General features: G+C 64.9%; 15 protein-coding genes and 1 tRNA gene. 7 read left to right on the top strand and 9 right to left on the bottom strand.

Annotated elements, in window-relative coordinates:
* Positions 1 to 100: 100 nt before the first annotated feature.
* Positions 101 to 385, top strand: a complete 285-nt coding sequence (locus M9H71_RS21105) for a DUF3253 domain-containing protein (RefSeq protein WP_455406874.1) — start codon at positions 101 to 103, stop codon at positions 383 to 385.
* Between the two features lie 8 nt (positions 386 to 393).
* On the opposite strand, the gene M9H71_RS21100 is transcribed toward M9H71_RS21105, so the two are convergent.
* From M9H71_RS21100 to mgtE, 3 genes are all read right to left on the bottom strand, one after another.
* Positions 394 to 1,188: a YdcF family protein gene (locus tag M9H71_RS21100; RefSeq protein WP_455406873.1), complete on the bottom strand. Its 795-nt coding sequence runs from the start codon at positions 1,186 to 1,188 to the stop codon at positions 394 to 396.
* A 75-nt stretch (positions 1,189 to 1,263) separates the two neighbouring features.
* Entirely contained in the window at positions 1,264 to 2,097 is an 834-nt protein-coding gene (locus M9H71_RS21095; RefSeq protein WP_455406872.1) for an aldo/keto reductase, read from the bottom strand.
* A gap of 231 nt (positions 2,098 to 2,328) precedes the next feature.
* Complete coding sequence (gene mgtE / locus M9H71_RS21090; protein WP_455406871.1) at positions 2,329 to 3,750, bottom strand: magnesium transporter; 1,422 nt, start codon at positions 3,748 to 3,750, stop codon at positions 2,329 to 2,331.
* A gap of 162 nt (positions 3,751 to 3,912) precedes the next feature.
* On the opposite strand from mgtE, the gene M9H71_RS21085 reads away from it, so the two are divergent.
* The 4 genes from M9H71_RS21085 (at position 3,913) to M9H71_RS21070 (ending at position 6,990) form a co-directional block, all read left to right on the top strand.
* A complete protein-coding gene (locus tag M9H71_RS21085; RefSeq protein ID WP_455406870.1) occupies positions 3,913 to 4,716 on the top strand; it encodes a polysaccharide deacetylase family protein in 804 nt (267 codons plus the stop codon).
* 133 nt (positions 4,717 to 4,849) lie between these two features.
* Complete coding sequence (locus tag M9H71_RS21080) at positions 4,850 to 6,169, top strand: polysaccharide deacetylase family protein (protein ID WP_455406869.1); 1,320 nt, start codon at positions 4,850 to 4,852, stop codon at positions 6,167 to 6,169.
* A gap of 87 nt (positions 6,170 to 6,256) precedes the next feature.
* Positions 6,257 to 6,685 (top strand): antitoxin Xre-like helix-turn-helix domain-containing protein, encoded by a 429-nt coding sequence (locus M9H71_RS21075; protein ID WP_455406868.1) that lies wholly within the window; start codon positions 6,257 to 6,259, stop codon positions 6,683 to 6,685.
* The gene (locus M9H71_RS21070; protein ID WP_455406867.1) at positions 6,685 to 6,990 is read left to right on the top strand and encodes an RES family NAD+ phosphorylase; all 306 of its coding nucleotides are present in this window, start codon (positions 6,685 to 6,687) and stop codon (positions 6,988 to 6,990) included. Before M9H71_RS21075 ends, M9H71_RS21070 begins: the two co-directional genes overlap by 1 nt.
* A 111-nt stretch (positions 6,991 to 7,101) precedes the next feature.
* Here the strand turns inward: M9H71_RS21070 and M9H71_RS21065 are convergent.
* Both M9H71_RS21065 and M9H71_RS21060 read right to left on the bottom strand, forming a co-directional pair.
* Positions 7,102 to 7,186 (bottom strand) — tRNA-Leu (locus M9H71_RS21065).
* A gap of 78 nt (positions 7,187 to 7,264) precedes the next feature.
* On the bottom strand, positions 7,265 to 7,507 hold the full coding sequence (locus tag M9H71_RS21060) for a FliM/FliN family flagellar motor switch protein (protein WP_011158713.1): 243 nt from the start codon (positions 7,505 to 7,507) through the stop codon (positions 7,265 to 7,267).
* A 66-nt stretch (positions 7,508 to 7,573) separates the two neighbouring features.
* Here M9H71_RS21060 and lipB point away from each other — a divergent pair, with 66 nt between their 5' ends.
* Both lipB and M9H71_RS21050 read left to right on the top strand, forming a co-directional pair.
* Positions 7,574 to 8,311, top strand: coding sequence for a lipoyl(octanoyl) transferase LipB (gene lipB / locus M9H71_RS21055; protein WP_455406866.1), 738 nt, complete (start codon positions 7,574 to 7,576; stop codon positions 8,309 to 8,311).
* Between the two features lie 250 nt (positions 8,312 to 8,561).
* Positions 8,562 to 11,183 (top strand): EAL domain-containing protein, encoded by a 2,622-nt coding sequence (locus tag M9H71_RS21050; protein WP_455406865.1) that lies wholly within the window; start codon positions 8,562 to 8,564, stop codon positions 11,181 to 11,183.
* A 54-nt stretch (positions 11,184 to 11,237) separates the two neighbouring features.
* Here M9H71_RS21050 and M9H71_RS21045 read toward each other — a convergent pair whose 3' ends face one another.
* From M9H71_RS21045 to M9H71_RS21030, 4 genes are all read right to left on the bottom strand, one after another.
* Positions 11,238 to 12,734, bottom strand: coding sequence for a sugar ABC transporter ATP-binding protein (locus M9H71_RS21045; RefSeq protein WP_455406864.1), 1,497 nt, complete (start codon positions 12,732 to 12,734; stop codon positions 11,238 to 11,240).
* Positions 12,731 to 13,822 (bottom strand): hypothetical protein, encoded by a 1,092-nt coding sequence (locus tag M9H71_RS21040; protein ID WP_455406863.1) that lies wholly within the window; start codon positions 13,820 to 13,822, stop codon positions 12,731 to 12,733. Before M9H71_RS21040 ends, M9H71_RS21045 begins: the two co-directional genes overlap by 4 nt.
* Positions 13,819 to 15,936 carry an ABC transporter permease gene (locus tag M9H71_RS21035; RefSeq protein ID WP_455406862.1) on the bottom strand — a complete coding sequence of 706 codons (2,118 nt, stop codon included), beginning with the start codon at positions 15,934 to 15,936 and terminating at the stop codon, positions 13,819 to 13,821. The genes M9H71_RS21040 and M9H71_RS21035 overlap by 4 nt, the downstream gene beginning before the upstream one ends.
* 97 nt (positions 15,937 to 16,033) lie before the next feature.
* Positions 16,034 to 17,056 carry a sugar ABC transporter substrate-binding protein gene (locus M9H71_RS21030; protein ID WP_455406861.1) on the bottom strand — a complete coding sequence of 341 codons (1,023 nt, stop codon included), beginning with the start codon at positions 17,054 to 17,056 and terminating at the stop codon, positions 16,034 to 16,036.
* Between the last annotated feature and the right edge of the window lie 46 nt (positions 17,057 to 17,102).

The raw sequence follows: 17,102 nt of genomic DNA, 5'->3' as shown, positions 1-17,102 counted from the left end.
ATCCCCGCAGTCCTGCGTCACGCGATAATCAATCCACCGCGGTTGCGGCTGTCAATCAGTCGAGGTTGCGGCGTACAGACCAATGCGGCACTGCATTGCGATGACCCCTCACGATTCGGCACCCGCCACCGCTTCGCCCGTCTCCGTCATGGAAGACGACATTCTCGCCGTGCTGAACAAAGCCGGGCATGGCACGCTCAGTGCGCCGGAGATCGCCCATCAGCTCCGCCCCGACGGCGATTGGCACGGCCTGCTGATGCCGATCCGCCGCGCCGCAGTCGCATTGGCGCTAGAGGGCCGGCTGGTCATCTATCGCAAAGGTAAACCGGCCGACCCGAACGACTTCCGCGGGGTCTACCGGCTCGGCCTGCCGCGCCACGACTGACCTCTGCACTAACGCGACGGCAGCAACGACGTGGTCTTGCCGCCGAGGCGATAGGCAAGCAGCCCCGCCCATTCGTGCACAGCGACGTCGGTGCGCGCCAACCCAGACGCCAACGTCGCGAACGGCAGCGCCATGTCTTCGGGCCCGCGCGTCCGCCAGTCCACCGGATAAGCAACGACGTCGAAGCCGGCATCACGAAACGCGATCATCGACCGCGGCATGTGGAACGACGACGTCACGAGCAGCCACAACTCGCCCGGCTTCGGCGATACCAGAGCGCGCGTGTAGGCGGCGTTCTCCGCTGTGGTCCGCGACTTGTCCTCCAGCACGACACGATCGGCGGCGATGCCGAAGCGTTTCAGCAGTTCGCCTGCGATCGGGGCTTCGGCTGCCGACCGCTGGATCAGATTGCCGCTACCTCCGCTGTAGACGATCCGCGCCTGCGGATAGCGTCGCGCCAGATCGAGCGCGGCAAAGACTCGTTCGGCCGACGCATCGAGCTCAAGCGCATTGCGCGCGGTACTGACCTCGGAGTTGATCGCTCCGCCGAGCACGATGATCCCGTCCGGCGCTCGGCCAGTGTCCTGCCACGGTGGAAACCGTTCCGACAGCGACAGCATCAGCAAATTGCCGAGCGGCGAATAGCCGACGATCAGAAGCAGGACGACGCCCGCGACCAGCAGGGCCCGCCCTGCCCGCCGCCATCGCGTCAACAACAGAACCACGCCCACCGCGCAAATCATCGCGATCGTGTTCGACGGATGAACAAAGAAGCCGAAGACCTTGGAAAGAAGGAAGAACATCGCTCACCACCGCACGGACGATCGTCTCCGGGACGTGCGGGATTTCGGTTGCGAGGTCAACGGCAACGGGAGGTTTCAGTCCCAGTCCGGCGCAGTCGCCGTGGTGGTCAGCCGCCCCTTGGGGCTGCCGAGTGTGAAGATCTCCTGCATCTCCGCCTCCGACAGCTCGAAATCGAAGACTGCGATGTTCTGCGCCAGCCGCTCCAGCCGCGAGCTGCGCGGGATCGCAGCGACATTCTGCTGGATCAACCAGCGCAGACACACCTGAGCGGCAGTCTTGTCGTGGGCCGTGCCGATCTTAGTCAGCACTTCGCTCTTCTTGGCATTGCCGCGGGCGATCGGACTGTAGGCGACCAGCGCCAGACCGTGCGACCGACAGGCGGCGAGCACCTTTTGCTGATCGAGAAACGGATGATACTCGACCTGATTGCACACCAGCGGCGCCGGGCAGACCGCAACGGCCTCAGCAAGCAAGGCGACCGTGAAGTTCGAGACCCCGATATGCCGCGTCAGTCCGAGCTCGCGCGCGCGCGCCATCGCACCGAGCGTCTCGGCCAATGGTACATGCGAATTCGGCCAGTGCAGCAGCAGCAGATCAACCTCGGACAGCCGCAACTTGACCAGGCTTTCCTTGGCCGAGCGGATCAGATCGTTCGGAGCGAAATGCGTCGTCCAGACCTTTGTGGTGACGAAGATCTGTTCACGGCGGATGTGGGAATTGCGGATGCCCTCGCCGACGTCGCGTTCGTTGGCGTAGATCTGCGCAGTGTCGATATGCCGATAGCCGAGCCGTAACGCCTGCTCGACGGTTCGCGAGCAGACGTGTCCGCTTAGTTCCCAGGTGCCGAGCCCAAGTGCAGGGATCCTGGCTCCATGCGCCTCGATGACATGCGCTTCGGCGGTTTCCATGGCGATCGTCTCGCATTTCGGTCACGCAGACTGATCTTTAGTATTATGAACCGATCGCGTTCCACTGCCAATCGTCGCAGGGCAACGAGCTTACCAATTTGTTCCGACCTGCAGTGAGCTCGCCGGCCTGACATCGCGATCACCAGCGTGCCTGGGCAATCGAGACTGGAGCCAGCCTCTGGACTATTCACGAACGATGGAACCGCCGGCCAGCCGGCAGCCGAGCAGCGACTACTTCAGTCCGAACCACAATGTCGCGATGCCGAGGAAGGAAAAAAAGCCGACCACGTCAGTCACGGTGGTGACGAAAGTGCCCGAAGCCACCGCCGGATCGGCGCGCATGCGCTCCAATGCCATCGGTATTAAAATGCCGCCAAGTGCACCGGCAATCAGGTTCGCAACCATCGCCAGTCCGATGACGAAACCAAGGCCAGGCACCTTGAACCAGGCGTAGGCGGCAATGCCGGTGATCAGCGCGAAGGCGACCCCGTTTACCAGTCCGACCAGCGCCTCGCGCATCACCACCCGGACCGCGTTCCAAGCGCCGAGTTCGCGGGTGGCCAGCGCCCGCACCGCCACCGTCATGGTTTGCGTCGCGGCATTTCCGCCCTGGCTGGCAACGATCGGCGCCAGCACCGCCAGCGCCACCATCTGCTGCAACTGATCCTCGAACAGCCCCAGCACCGAGGACGCAAGGAACGCCGTGGCGAGATTGACCAGCAGCCAGTTGAACCGGCCACGCGCGATCGTCCACACCCGGTCGGACAGCTCTTCATCGCTGGTGACGCCGCCGAGCGCTTTGAGGTCTTCGTCGGCTTCCTCTTCGATCACGTCGACGACGTCGTCGATGGTGATCACGCCGACCAGCCGGTTTTGGCCATCGATCACCGGCGCAGCGACGAGGTTGTACTTCCCGAACAGCCGCGCCACTTCCTCCTGATCGTCGTCGACCGAGACTTTGCGACGATCCTCATCGACCAGTTCGGTCAACGGCACATTCCGGTGCGAGCGGAGCAACCGGTCGAGCGACACCGCCCCCTGCCAATGATTGACGCCGTCGACGACGTAGATCTCGTAGAACCGCTCCGGCAGTTCCGCTGTTTCGCGCATGAAGTCGATCGCTTCGCCGACCGTCCAATCGCGCGGCACCGCGATGAAATCGGTCTGCATCCGCCGGCCGGCAGAATTCTCCGGATAGTCCAGGCTGCGTTCCAGCGCGTCGCGTTCGGACGGCGGCAGCTTGTCGAGGATCTCCTCCTGATCCTCCTCGTCGAGCACCTGCAGCAACTCGACGGCGTCGTCGGAGTCGAGTTCGCGAACGCCCTCGGCGACGGTCTCCGGTTCGAGCTCTTCGAGGATCTCCTCGCGGACGGTTTCATCGACTTCATTCAGCGCCGAGAAGTCGAAATCCGCCCCGGTCAGTTCCACCAGCCGGACGCGCTCGTCGGATTCCAGTGCCTCGATCAGATCGCCGAGGTCGGCCTCGTGCAGCTCCGACACCAGCCCGCGTAGCCAGACCGCATCCTCGGCGGCGATCGCTTGCGACACCGCCTCCACGAACCCGGCCCGCAAATTGCCATGGTCGTCCCGCATCGCCTCATGGTCGAGCGTAGCCAAATCGGGTCGCACGACCGCGTCCACGTCATCGGTCATGAGGGCCCCCTACGGGTTTTACTGGTTGCAGATGTCGGCAGCCGTCGGGCAAGATGCGCTGTCGAGCGGCGGCTCGAATGCTCGTGGCAATAACCAATCGGTGAAGCAAAGCGCAATGATAATCGTGACACCCTGCAACAATCCGCTGGTCCGGAGGGTGTCGTGATCATCGCGCGCACCGCTGCTGCAATGCTTGCCATCGTCGCGCTCGGTGGGACGGTTCAGGCGGCCGAATGTCCGCGTCCGGGAACGCTCGGAACATCCCGCGTGCTGACCATCGATGCGGCCACCTATCCGCAGGTCGGCCTGAAGAGCTTTCCGCAGACGTTGCCGCTCGCCGACCACGAAATCGTGCTCACTTTCGACGACGGTCCGGCAGCCACGACACCGGCCGTCCTCAAGGCCCTCGCCGACGAATGTGTCCGCGCCACCTTTTTCCTGGTCGGCAAGCCGGCTTCCAGCATGGGCGACATGGTCCGGCGGATCGCGGCCGGCGGGCACACCATCGGCCACCACACCTACACCCATCAGCACCTGTCGACGCTGAGCTATGCGGACGCACTGACCGAGATCGACCGCGGTATCGCCGCCGATGAAGCCGTGATGCGCGCCAAAGGCATTCCGGTGCCGACAACCCGGTTCTTCCGCTTCCCGTACTTCGAATCCACCCCGGCCCTGCTGGACAATCTGCAGGCGCGCGGCATTCCGGTGTTCGGGGCCGATCTGTGGGCCAGCGATTGGAAGCCGATGACGCCGGATGAACAGCTCGCGCTGATTACCGAGCGCCTCACCGCGGCCGGCCGCGGCATCATCCTGTTCCACGATCCGCGCAAGCAGACCGCCGAGATGATTCCGGCATTTCTGCGCTGGCTGCGCGAGAACCATTATCGCGTGGTGCATGTGGTGCCGGCGGGTGCCCCTGGGCACGCCGTCGCCTCGGATACGCATAGCCGCACTGCACGCTGAACCGGACTTCCGGTCCCAGAAATGCCATGGAACCTTGAACGGTTAAGCGGCCGTTCACGACGTTGAATCTAGTTTGGCCGAATGGGCCGAACGTCGTGATCCGTGCTGTCGGTCGCGTGAAGGCGGTGCACTGTTGATTGAACGTTCGTTGCGGATCTCCTCGTTGTTCGGCGCGGCTTGTGTCGCTGCTGCACTGGCTCTCTCCCTCGATCCGGCTCGCGCTGCCGGCTGCCCCGGTAATCCCGATGCGCTCGGGACCTCCCGCACGCTGGTCGTCGATCCGCTCGAGCATCCGCGGATCGGGACGATGCAATATCCCGAGACGCTGCCGCTGCGCGACCACGAGGTGGTACTCACCTTCGACGACGGGCCGTTGCCGCGGGAAAGCAATCAGGTCCTCGACATCCTGGCCAAGGACTGCGTCAAGGCGACGTTCTTCGTGGTCGGGCGGATGGCGAAAACGTTTCCCGAAGGCGTCCGCAAGCTGCGCGACGCAGGCCACACCATCGGCACCCACAGCCAGAATCACCCGCTGAGCTTCAACCGAATGACGGTGGAGCAGGCCCAGCAGGAGGTCGACCAAGGCATCGCTTCGACGCTCGCCGCACTCGGCGGCGACCGCGCGGCGCTTTCGCCGTTCTTCCGTATCCCCGGCCTGCTGCGCGCCGAAGCCGTAGAAGGCTACCTCGCCTCGCGTGGAATCCAGACGTGGAGTGCGGACTTCCCGGCCGACGACTGGCGCCATGTATCGCCTGACACAGTGTTTCATCTGGCCATGAGCCGGCTGGCCGCCAAGGGCAAAGGTATCTTGCTGCTGCACGATATCCAGCCCCGCACGGTGGCGGCGCTCCCGCGCATTCTGCAGGCGCTGAAGGCTGGCGGCTACAAGATCGTGCATGTGGTCGCGGCAACGCCGAACCTGCCGAAGACCCCGACCACGCCCCAGGAGTGGCGGCTGCACTCGGCACCGGAGGCCGTAGCGCGCGCGCGCTGGCCCAAGGTGCCGCGCTTCGTGTTTGCCAACGAACAGATGCTGCCCGTTCCCGAGATCGCGGATATCGGTCTCGATCGCGGTCGTTTGCTTCCGGGCAGCGCGCCGATCCGGTCGAATCGCCTGGCGCGGGACCAAGTGCCGACGCCGCAGCGCTCTCCCTGGCCACGCCAGACCTCGATCGAGTCGGCGGACAACCTGATCGCCCTGCCGGTGCCATCGGCGAGCCTGTTCGCGATTCCCGAGCGCAGTGCCCCGGCGATCCGCGCCATGGTACCGGTGAAGGCGGATCGCGCCGCGCGCCAAGCCCCGCGGCTCGTCCGAAACGTCAGCGACCGGTCGACCTCGATCGATATCGGAGCCGCCGCACGCCCGATCGCCGGCAGCGTCGGCATCGCTCCGGAAGGCCTGCAGCGCGGTCCGCTCGACACCGGCAGCCGCCCTCGCCCGCTCAATCACTGATTCTGATTACCCGCACCCAGCCCTTGCCGTCCGGCAATTCGCCAATAACTTGATGGCACATTGCCGACGCTCTGGGCGGAGCAGACGATGTCCATCATCGAGACGGTCGCGGATAAGCTCGGCGGCAAGCCGGTGCTCGGTACAACGGTTCGCTCCCAGGCTGAGCTGGCCATGGTGGTCCGCAACCGGCTCCCCCTCGCCGCACTCCAGGGATTGAGCCACGCCGGGCTGAGCGATCAGGAAATCGAACAGTTCGTCATCCCGAAGCGGACCCGCCGACACCGCGCCGAGCGCAATCAGCCGCTCACGATCGACGAATCCGACCGCGCCGTCCGCCTGCTGCGCATTCAGAGCCTCGCCGAGGACACCTTCGGTGCGGACAAGGCCAGCCTCTGGCTTCGCCGTCCTCTGGCTGAGCTGGCCGGCGAAACACCCCTGACCGTCGCGCAGACCGAGGCTGGCGCCCGGCTGATCGAGATTCTTCTCGGCAAGATCGCCTGGGGCGCAGCAGCCTGATGCGCCCGTGGCGACTGTCTGTCGCCCGTCACGCTCGGGCGTTCGACGGCGGTTATGGACTGCTCTTCGATGGCCGCTGGAATACCGCCGGCCGGCCCGTCACCTCCTGCGCGACATCGCCGGTTCTCTGTGTTCTGGAGAAGCTGGTGCACGTCGAAGCCCCGCTGCTGCGAGTGCCATCCGCGATCGTCCCAATCGAGGGATCACCGGATTTGAACGTTCTGATCAACCGCCGGCATCCTGGCGCCGAGCGGATCAAAATCGCAGCAATCGAGCCGTTTGCCCTCGATCCCCGCCTGTCCTGACGATCGAGCGTCAAGCGTCCGAATGCCGACGTCCTCGCAGTTCTTATGCGAGACACCGGTTCGTCAGATTCTTTGGGAGGTTGCGCCGAAAAACACTGGCCGGCGCGGAAGTGGTGCGCTCGGAGGGACTCGAACCCCCACGATTTTACTCACTGCCACCTCAAGGCAGCGCGTCTACCAATTCCGCCACGAGCGCTTGGGACCGGTGTCGGGCATCGCCGACCGGATCGACGGCGCCCATTTAACAAAACAATGAAGAGGCCACAAGGCCAGATCATCTGCGATCTGGGGATCGCGGCAACATCTGTTTGACCTCGACCGCAATTCGGTTGCGATCGACCAACACCATGCCGGATGCGATCGGCATGTTGTTGGCGAGGATCTTGACCTCGTCGGCTTCGGTGGCATCCAGTTCGATGATCGCGCCGCGGCTGAGCCGCAACACCTGATGAATCGGCATCGAGGTGGTCCCGAGAACCACCATCAGATCGACGGAAACTTTATCGAGTGTCGGCACTGGAACCCGGACTGACTTGCCTGAGGAACGAAGACGTGGTCGACCACACCACGTTATGGTTATCCAATGATTAACGCCGCCACTTCCCCCCGCCAGACGCTCGATTGGACCGCCTTGAAGCCCGCTGACGGCTCGCCGGCCGTGGAATGGCGCATTTCCGATTCGCCCGTGCCCTATCCCGAGGCGGTCGCGACCATGGAAGCGCGGGCCGCTGCGATCGCCGCAGGTGAAGCGCCCGAGCTGGTCTGGCTGCTGGAGCACCCGCCGCTCTACACTTCAGGCACCAGCGGTCACGCCACCGACCTGCTGGAAGAGCGATTCCCGCTGTTCACCACCGGCCGTGGCGGCCAGCTCACCTATCACGGCCCCGGCCAGCGGGTCGCCTATGTGATGCTCGACCTGAAGCGCCGGCGTCCGGACGTGCGCGCCTATGTGGCAGCGCTCGAGCAATGGATCATCGCCACCCTCGACGCCTTCAACGTCCGCGGCGAGCGGCGTGAGGATCGGGTCGGCGTCTGGGTCCGCCGCCCCGACAAAGGCGACGGCTACGAGGACAAGATCGCGGCGATCGGCGTTCGGCTGAAGCGCTGGGTGTCGCTGCACGGCATCGCCATCAACGTCGAACCCGATCTGTCGCATTTCAAGGCGATCGTGCCCTGCGGGATCAGCGATCCGCGCTATGGCGTCACCAGCCTGGTCGACCTCGGGCGACCGGTGGTGATGACCGACGTGGACCTCGCCCTACGGACCGCGTTTGCGCCCATCTTCGGCGCGACACGCCCTGCACCTCCGAACGACGACTGACGTCCCCCCGCGCTAATAAGCGTTGAATTGGTTCGCGCCTCGCGGCTCCTGTGGCCCCGAGCGGCCGGGACCGGCTCGACGACAGTCCGCGACAGTCGTCCTGCAGCTCATTCCAGCAACGGAATTGTAAGGATGAAACCGTCCTGCCCCACGACAACGATTTCGTCACGTTACCGTGGATAGATTAGTTCCTACATATAGTTCGCCAGCGGCACCTACCTCGTAGTTTCCACAGTGATCGATTTGGGCGATGCGACAACAAACCAGTTCCCGCGATGATCAGTCACTGTGGCGTGTCGCGTTGGATCACACGCGGGATGCGGCGGTGATCATCGATCACAATCATCGCATCTGCTTCTTCAACCAAGCGGCGGAACATATCTGGGGTGTTGCCAGTACAGAGATGATCGGCCGCTCCGCGGACCGCCTCGGCATCGATGCGATCGCATCGGAAACGGCTTCCGGGCCGGACCTCGATGTGTTTGCGTCCGAGCACGGCCTTGCGATCGACATCGCGCGACCTGACGGCACAGCGGTCAGTGCGGAGTTGACGCGATCGACAATCTGCGTCGACGGCCATGACTACGTGCTCGTCACAGCACGCGATCTGACGACCGAGCTGAAGCGGCGGAAGGGCATTCAGCTCCTCACCTCGATCGCGGATCGCACCAACCGTGCGGTGCTGGTAACTGATCCTGACCTGACGATCGTCTACACCAACGCGGCTTTCGAGGGACTGTTCGGCTACAGCGCCGATGACGCCAAAGGCCGCAACATCGTCGACTTGCTCGCCGGGCCGCATACCAAGCTTCGCACCATCGCAAGCCTCAAGAGATGGATCGGCGACTACCACGGCGGCGAGGAAGAGGTCCTGGTCTACGACAAGCATGGCGAAGAGATCTGGATCTCGGCCGACGTCAAGGCGCTCCGAAATACGCAGGGCAACATCACGCAAGTCTTCTCGCTCCTGACCGACATCTCGGAAACCCGCCAATTACGCACGCTGCAGCAATTGACGCTGGGCGCGCTCGCCGACGACATCCCGATCATCGACGTTGCGGAACGGATGTGCCGCTTCGTCGAGAAGATCGCGCCCGACGTGGTATGCTCGATCCTGCACGTCGACGCGCAGGGACTGGTGCATCCGCTCGGCGGCCCGAGCCTGCCCGACGATTACTCTCGTGCTCTCGACGGTCATTCGATCGGCCCGCAGATCGGCTCATGCGGCGCCGCGGCCTATTTCGGCAAGCCGGTGCTCGCGATCGATCTCGAGACGGATCCGCGCTGGGAATCTTTCAAGACGCGCCCGCTCGAGATCGGGTTGCGCGCTTGCTGGTCGTCACCGATCAAGGCCCAGGATGGCCGTGTGATCGGCACCTTCGCATTCTACTTCCGCGCGAGCCGGCCGCCGAGCCGTTGGCATCGGCGCATCGTCGACGCCTGTCTTCACCTCGGCGCGCTGGCGATCGAGCGGATGGAGGCGCGCGCGCAGATCAACCGGCTGGCGTATTTCGACATGCTGACGGGACTACCGAATCGTTCGCGGCTACGCGATCTGATCGCGGCGGCGACATCCGTCTGTCCGCATGGACGAACGATCGCGCTGGCGTTTCTCGACGTCGACAATTTCAAGGACATCAACGACACGCTCGGCCATGCCGCCGGCGACGCATTTCTGGTCGAGTTCGCGCGCAGGCTGCGTGATCAGGTCGAGCCCGGCGATGTCGTCGGCCGGCTCGGCGGCGACGAGTTCGTCGTCGTGCTGCCCGACCGCGAGCCCGCCGAGGTCGAACCGATCGTGGCGCGGATCACCGAAGCGCTGATGCGGCCGTTCGCGCTCTGCAACACACAGGTGCCGATGTCGGCCAGTGTCGGCATCAGCCTGTATCCCGACAACGCCTCCGATATCGATACCCTGATCAATCAGGCCGACACGGCGATGTATCGCGCCAAGCGCTCCGGGCGCTCGACCTACCGGCTGTTCAGCAACGACCTGGACGGTGTGGCTGAACAGCGGATGGCCTATGTGACGGCATTGCGCGCGGCGCTCGCGAACAACCGCCTCGCGCTGCATTACCAGCCGCAGATCCGAACCGCCGACGGCGAACTGCACGGTGTCGAAGCGATGGCCCGCTGGCACGACTCGGTGCTCGGTTTCGTGCCGCCGACGAAATTCATTCCGCTTGCCGAAGAATGTGGCCTGATCGATCAGATTGCATGCTGGTCGATACGAGAGGCCTGCCGGCAGATGGGCATCTGGCGCGACCAGAGGCTCGACGTCCCGAGCGTCTCCGTCAATCTGTCGCCGATCAACTTCGAGAACGCCGGGCTGCCGACGCTGGTTGCCGAAGCGCTCGCCACGCACCAGCTTCCGCCGCAAGCGCTGATGCTCGAGGTCACCGAAGGCGTCGCGCAAGACAACCGTTCGGTGGCCCATGAGACGATGATGGCGCTGCGCCGCATCGGGGTCGGGCTGTCGCTCGACGATTTCGGCACCGGCTATTCCAATCTCAATCGCCTGGCGCAATTGCCGATCCGGGAGCTGAAGATCGATCGCGGCTTTATGAGCGAACTCGAAACCAGCCCCACCGCACGCGCGGTCGTCACCACCGTGGTGCGTGTCGGCCAGAGCCTCGCCCTCAGTGTCGTCGCCGAAGGCGTCGAGACGGAAGCGCAATTCCAACTGCTGAGTGACCTGGGCTGCGACGTCGCCCAGGGCTTCCTGTATGCGCCCGCGCTGGCGCCCGACGCGTTCGAGCGCTGGCTGCTCGACTACAGCGCCTGCCGCGCCGGCACCATGATGGAGCGGATCGGCGTCGCCGCAAAGGACAGCCATGCGCCGTCCCGCATCGCCGGCAGACAACGCCCCTGATCTCCCGACCAGGGCGCACGGGCGGTCTCATCGCTGCGACGACAGGTTCGGGCGTCAGTGAATTGCGGCGTACATGATTTTCTCCTCGGTCGCATCAAGGGAGGAGAATTCCTCGACCACCTTGCCCTGGCGGCTCACCAGGATGCGGTCGGACAACGCCAGGATTTCCGGCAAGTAGGACGAGATCACCACCACCGCACGGCCCTCGTCCGCCAACCGGTTGATCAGTTCGTGGATCTCGACGATGGCGCCGACGTCGACGCCGCGGGTCGGCTCGTCGAAGATCACCACGCTCGGATCTTGCACCAGTGACTTGGCGATCACCACCTTCTGCTGATTGCCGCCGGACAGCTCCACCACCTTCGCCTTGGTGCTGATCGCCCGCACGTTGAGCTGCTTGATCCAGCTTTCGCCGCTCGACTGCGCCTCGCGCCGCGACAGCAGGAAGCGGCCGCGCGGAAACTTGGCGAGCAGCCCGAGATAGACGTTACGGGCGATCGACATCGTTTCGAAGAAGCCTTCGACCTTGCGATCCTCGGTGATGTAGGCGATGCCGTCCTTCACCGCCGGCGCCGGCACGCGGTAACGCACCGGCTCGCCGCGCAGCAGGATCTCGCCGCCGTGGAAGAAGTCGCGCTTCAGCACGCCCGCCGCGATCTTGAACGTCTCGGTGCGGCCGGCGCCGACCAGGCCGAAGACGCCGGTGATCTGACCGGCGAACACCGACAGCGAATTGTTCTTCACCATCGGCGCGAGCTTCAGATTCTGGATCGTCAGCATTCGCTCGCCGGCAGGACGCACGGTGGTCTTGCGCTTGCCGTAGAGCGTGTTCGACAGGTCGCGGCCGACCATCGCCTGAACGATGCGATCCCGGTCGAAGTTGCGGGCATCGTCTGTGACGACGTGCTTGGAGTCGCGCAGCACGGTGATGCGATCGGCCAGCGCCAGAGCCTCTTCCAGCGCATGCGAGATGAACACGATCGAGACGCCGCGCTTCTGCAGGTCGCGCACCAGGTCGAAGAAGTACTTCTTCTCCTCCGGCGTCAGCGTCGCGGTCGGCTCGTCGAAGATGATCACCTTGGCCTGATGCAGCACGGCGCGCGCGATCTCGACCATCTGTTTCTGCGCGGCGCCGAGCATGCCGACCGTCGCGGTCGGCGTCACGTCGAAATTCAGCGACTGCAGGAATTGCTGGGCGGCGATGTAGATGCCGCGCAGCCGGTTGTAGAACTTCTCCTGGCCGAGGAACAGATTCTGCGCCACCGTCATGGTCGGCACCAGGCTGTTCTCCTGAAACACCATGCCGATGCCGAGGTGCCGCGCTTCGAGCGGCGTCTTCGGTGCGACCTCCTTGCCGTCGACCAGCATCGTGCCCGAAGTCAGCGTCACCACCCCGGCCATCGCCTTGGTCAGAGTCGATTTGCCGGCGCCGTTTTCACCAACCAGCGCATGGATCTCGCCGCGGCGAAGCTGGAAGTCGACCGAGTCGATCGCCGGCACGCCGGAATACAGCTTGGTCGCCTTGCGGAATTCCAGAACGTTGTCCGTCATGCGCCGGCCTCGCCTTGGATGTCGGAGAGTTTCAGGCGCAGCAGCCGGCCCGGCCCTTTGGCCAGCACGTACAGGCTGTCCGCCACTTCCACCGCGGCGACGACGCCGTGGTTGCTGCCGTCGACCCGGCTGTGCAGCGAATACAGCGGCGCATAGTCGGGTCCGAGCCGCACCACCAGCCCGTAGGCGCGCGGCGGGGCCCACGGCTTGATGATGCCCATGGTCTTCAGATGTGCGCCCTGCATCGGTTCGCGGAACGAATGCCCGGCGCTCAGCCGCGGCACGATCCAGAACTCGGGATCGATCTCCGCCATCATGCGGCGGCGATAGGCCGACTCGCGCAGCACGAATTCGATGAGCTGCGTCCGGGCCGTGAAGGCAGTGAGCCAGAATCCGCCGCCGGCAGCCGGAGACAACCGCGACGGATAAACCGGCAGATGGTCGAACACTGGCCTAGTGGAGCCGTCAGCGCTCACCTCGATCAGCCGGTGGCGCCAGCTTTCGCTCACCAGCGTGGCATCGCCCGACGACGCCGCGCCGAAGGCGTAGCGCAGACCCGACGCGAGAACGTCCGCCTGGCGCGAGGCCGGATCGATCGACAGCAGGCGGCCGCTGCGGCCATGGCTGAGCAGATCGCGGCCCCACTCGGCATACGGCCGTTCGGTCGAACCGTCCGTCGCCAGGATCGCACCGCCCCGCCCCGGCACCAGCGCGTTGACGGCCGTCATCCCGGCACCACTGATCGCGATATCGCTGCCGGCGCCCGGCGCGAAAACCCGCACCTCCCGCCCCGCCAGCGCCACCGCGACCCGGCCATCCGGCAATACGCAAAGCGCGGTCAGCGGCTGATCGAACTGCCGCACCGGGACAAACGCGGCACCGTCCAGCCGCAACACGGCGTTGCCGTCCGCGACGTACAGCGACGTGCCGTCGGTCGCGAGATCTTCGGCGCCAGGAAGCCTCGCGACGATCTCGGCGTGTTCGAGCGTCTGGTTCGGTTTCAGCGCGCCGTCGAACGGCGGCACCGTGATGGCGCCCTCGCCGCGGCCGAGGAAACGATGCGCGAAATCGCGAAGCGCCGGGATCATACCTGCTTCCCCCATCGCTTGTCGTATTGCACGAAGTTCGGATCGGCGCCGTCGAGCTTGAAGCGGCCGATGCGATTGTTGGCGATGCCGCCAAGATACAGATGCCCGCGATGCTCGCGCATCGAGGTGATCATCGGATGATTGACCCCGCCGAGATCCCAGAAGGATTCGAGGATCTGGCCCTGCTCGTTGAACTTGACGACGCAGCCGGTGTTGATGTTCGGGAACAGCCACTCGTCGACCGGCAGCCGCTTGCCCATGCGGCGGCGGAAGTCCGGCATCCGCCAGGCGAGATCGAGCGCCGGCGAGCGCATGCCGACCAGCGCCAGCCAGTAGTTGCCGTCCGAGGCGAGATTGATGTTGTCCGGATAGCCCGGCAGATTGTCCATCACCACCTCAACCTTGCCGGACTTCGGTCCGTCGAACCAATAGCGCTTGATCGAGCAGCCGAAGGTCTCGGCGAACAGGATCGACTGCCGGTCGCTGGCGATGGCGATGCCGTTGGGGAATTTGAGACCGCGAAGCACGGTGCGGGTGGTGTTGCTGTTCGGGTCGTAGCAGATGATGCGGCCGTTGCCGCGCGCTTCGAGGCCGTCGACCGGCCATTCGTCCATCTCGTAGCGCACCGTCGCCTCCGAGAAGAAGATGCGGCCGTCATCGGCGATGTCGAGGTCGTCGGCGAGCCGCAACCGGCTGTCGTCATTGACCGACCACAGGCTGCGATTGGTTTCGTCGGTCGCCTTCTCGACCTTGCCGTCCGGCGCGATGCGATACAGCCCCATGCCGCCGATGCAGCAGTACAGGTTGTCGTTGCGGTCCAACGCCATGCCGAGCGGCTGGCCGCCGATATGGGCGAAGACTTCCATCCGCTCATAGTCCGGCGCGTAGAACTTCATGATGTCGCCGTGGCGCGAGCCGGCATAAAGGTTGTCGTGCCGATCGAGAATTACGTCCTCGGGCGCCTCGATCCTACCGAGGCCGATCAGCGACACGTCGCGCAGCTTGTCGTTCTGCTCGAACGGCCCACCCTTCCCGATCTCGGTCGAAGGTGGCGGCGGCAGATAATGATAGGCCGGCGCGACATAGACCTTGCTGATGATGCGGTTGCGGTTCTTCAGCCAGCGGATGTCGATCATCGCCGCGATCAGCAGGATCGACGCCAGCACCATGCGGTTGTAGCCGCCGCGCACCGACAGCGTGGTCAGGCCGTTGGTGATCAGGAGCACGATCAGGGTGCCGGCGAGCGCCTTGGCTACCGAGCCCTTGCCGCCGCCGAGCGTGATGCCCCCGAGCACAGTCGCGGTCAGCACCGTGACTTCGAGGCCGACGCCGACGTCACCGCCGACGGTGCCGAGCCGGGCCGCGAAGAACAGCGCGCCGATCGCGGTGAGCGAGCCGCTCGCCACGTAGCACAGCGCGATGGTGCGGCGGACCGGAATGCCCGAATTGTACGCCGAGCGGCGCGAGCCGCCGATCGCGGTGATGTGCCAGCCCGGCCGCAACCGCGTCAGGAAGATGTGGCCGAAGATCGCCACCATGACGTACAGCAGCGCGACGCTCGGAATGCCGAACACATCGCCGCCGCCAAGGAAGTCCCACAGCGGAAAGTCCGGCATCGAGGAAGCGATCTTGACCGAATTGCCGACCAGCAGCAGGTCGTAGGCCGAGCGGAAGATAATCAGCGTGATCAACGTGGTGATGAAGGCGCGGAGCCGCAGATAGCCGATCAGGATGCCGTTGATGCTGCCGAGCAGCGCGCCGCAGGCGATGGTGGCGACAATCACCGCCGGCACCGGCCAGTTCAACACGTTCAGGCAGTACAGCGCGCAGAAGTCGCACAGCGCGAACATCGAACCGACCGACAAATCGATGCCGCCGACGATCACAACGAGCGCAATGCCGAGCACGACGAAGCCGATCTCGCCGGCCTGGCGCGCGGTGTCGCCGAGCGACGCGGTCGACAGGAAACCCGGAATCGCATTGCTGAGCGCGATCGCCACGACGATCAGCACGATCATCGGGATCGCGGTTTCGGTCCAGCGTTTCGACAGGATCTCGCCGAGCAGATGATCCGGCCAGTAGCGCGACTTGAATTTGACGAGAGCTTCTTGCATGGGGCCCGCTGACAGGATGGTCGCCGATACGAGGTCGCGCGTCCGCGGGCGCCACCCGCTCGATGCAGGCGGCGCCTAGTTCGGAACGGAGCGTGCGCTACTTCTTCAGATCGCTGAGATTCCAGCAGGCGGTGTCGGAGTTCGCGTTCTCCTTGGTGATCGGGATCAGCGTGGTGTAGATCGAGCCCTTCACCTGGCCCGGCTTGACGCCGGACGACAGCAGCCACTTGATCATCGCCGCCATGTCGGCGGCCTGCGTCGGCACGTCGTAGCTGAGATCGAGATCGAACGCGCCCGACTTCACCAGCTCGCAGGCGCCCTTGCGCTCACCGCCGCCCGAGGTGGCGACGAATACCTTGCCGGTGAGACCGGCCTCCTTGACCGCCGCGGCGGTGCCGATGTCCATGCCGTCCCAGAAGCCGACGATGCCGCACAGATCCGGGTTCTGCTTCAGCACCGTCTGGGTGATCGCCTTGGCCTTGGCCGCGTCCCAGTCGGCCGCCTGCGACGACACCACCTTGATGTTGGGGTGCTTGGCCAGCACGTTCTCGACGCCCTTCAGCGTGTAGGCCGAGGTCGCCGCCGACAACGCGCCCTGCATGACGGCGATCTTGCCGGACTTGCCCTCGCAGGCCTTCACCACCGCCTCGGTGGCCCGCTCGCCGACCTCGATCCAGTTGGCGCCGACGAACGCCGAGCTGCGATACACCGAGCCCATGTTGATCTGGATGATGAAGATGCCTTCCTTCTCGGCGCGCTGCAGCAGCTTGGCGTAGGTCTGCACGTCGGGATTGTGCACGATGATCACCGCTGGCTTCTCCGAGATCAGCGTCGTCAGCGCCTGCGCGCCCGCGCTCGTGCTCCAGTTGGGATCACGCACGACCACCTTCATGCCGAACGGTTCGAGCTCGCGCTTGACGCCGGCAAACCAGCCTTCTGTGAGGTCGAAGTTCATCGCCACTGGAATGTAGGCGACGGTCTTGCCGGCGAGCGCCTCCTTGAACGGCCCTTGGAACGGCTCGTCGAGCCCCTGCTGCGCGCGCGCGGGCAGCACCATCGCCGCCACCGCCGACGCGGCCACGATCAGCCGCAATGCAGTGCGCTTCAGTTGAACCGACATGGTCACCTCCCTTGGTCGTTGGTTTTCGCCCGGCGTTATTCGCCGT

The organism is Rhodopseudomonas parapalustris (assembly GCF_053772255.1).
The sequence above is the reverse complement of the archived record's forward strand: the minus strand, read 5'-3'. Positions and strand labels throughout refer to the sequence as shown.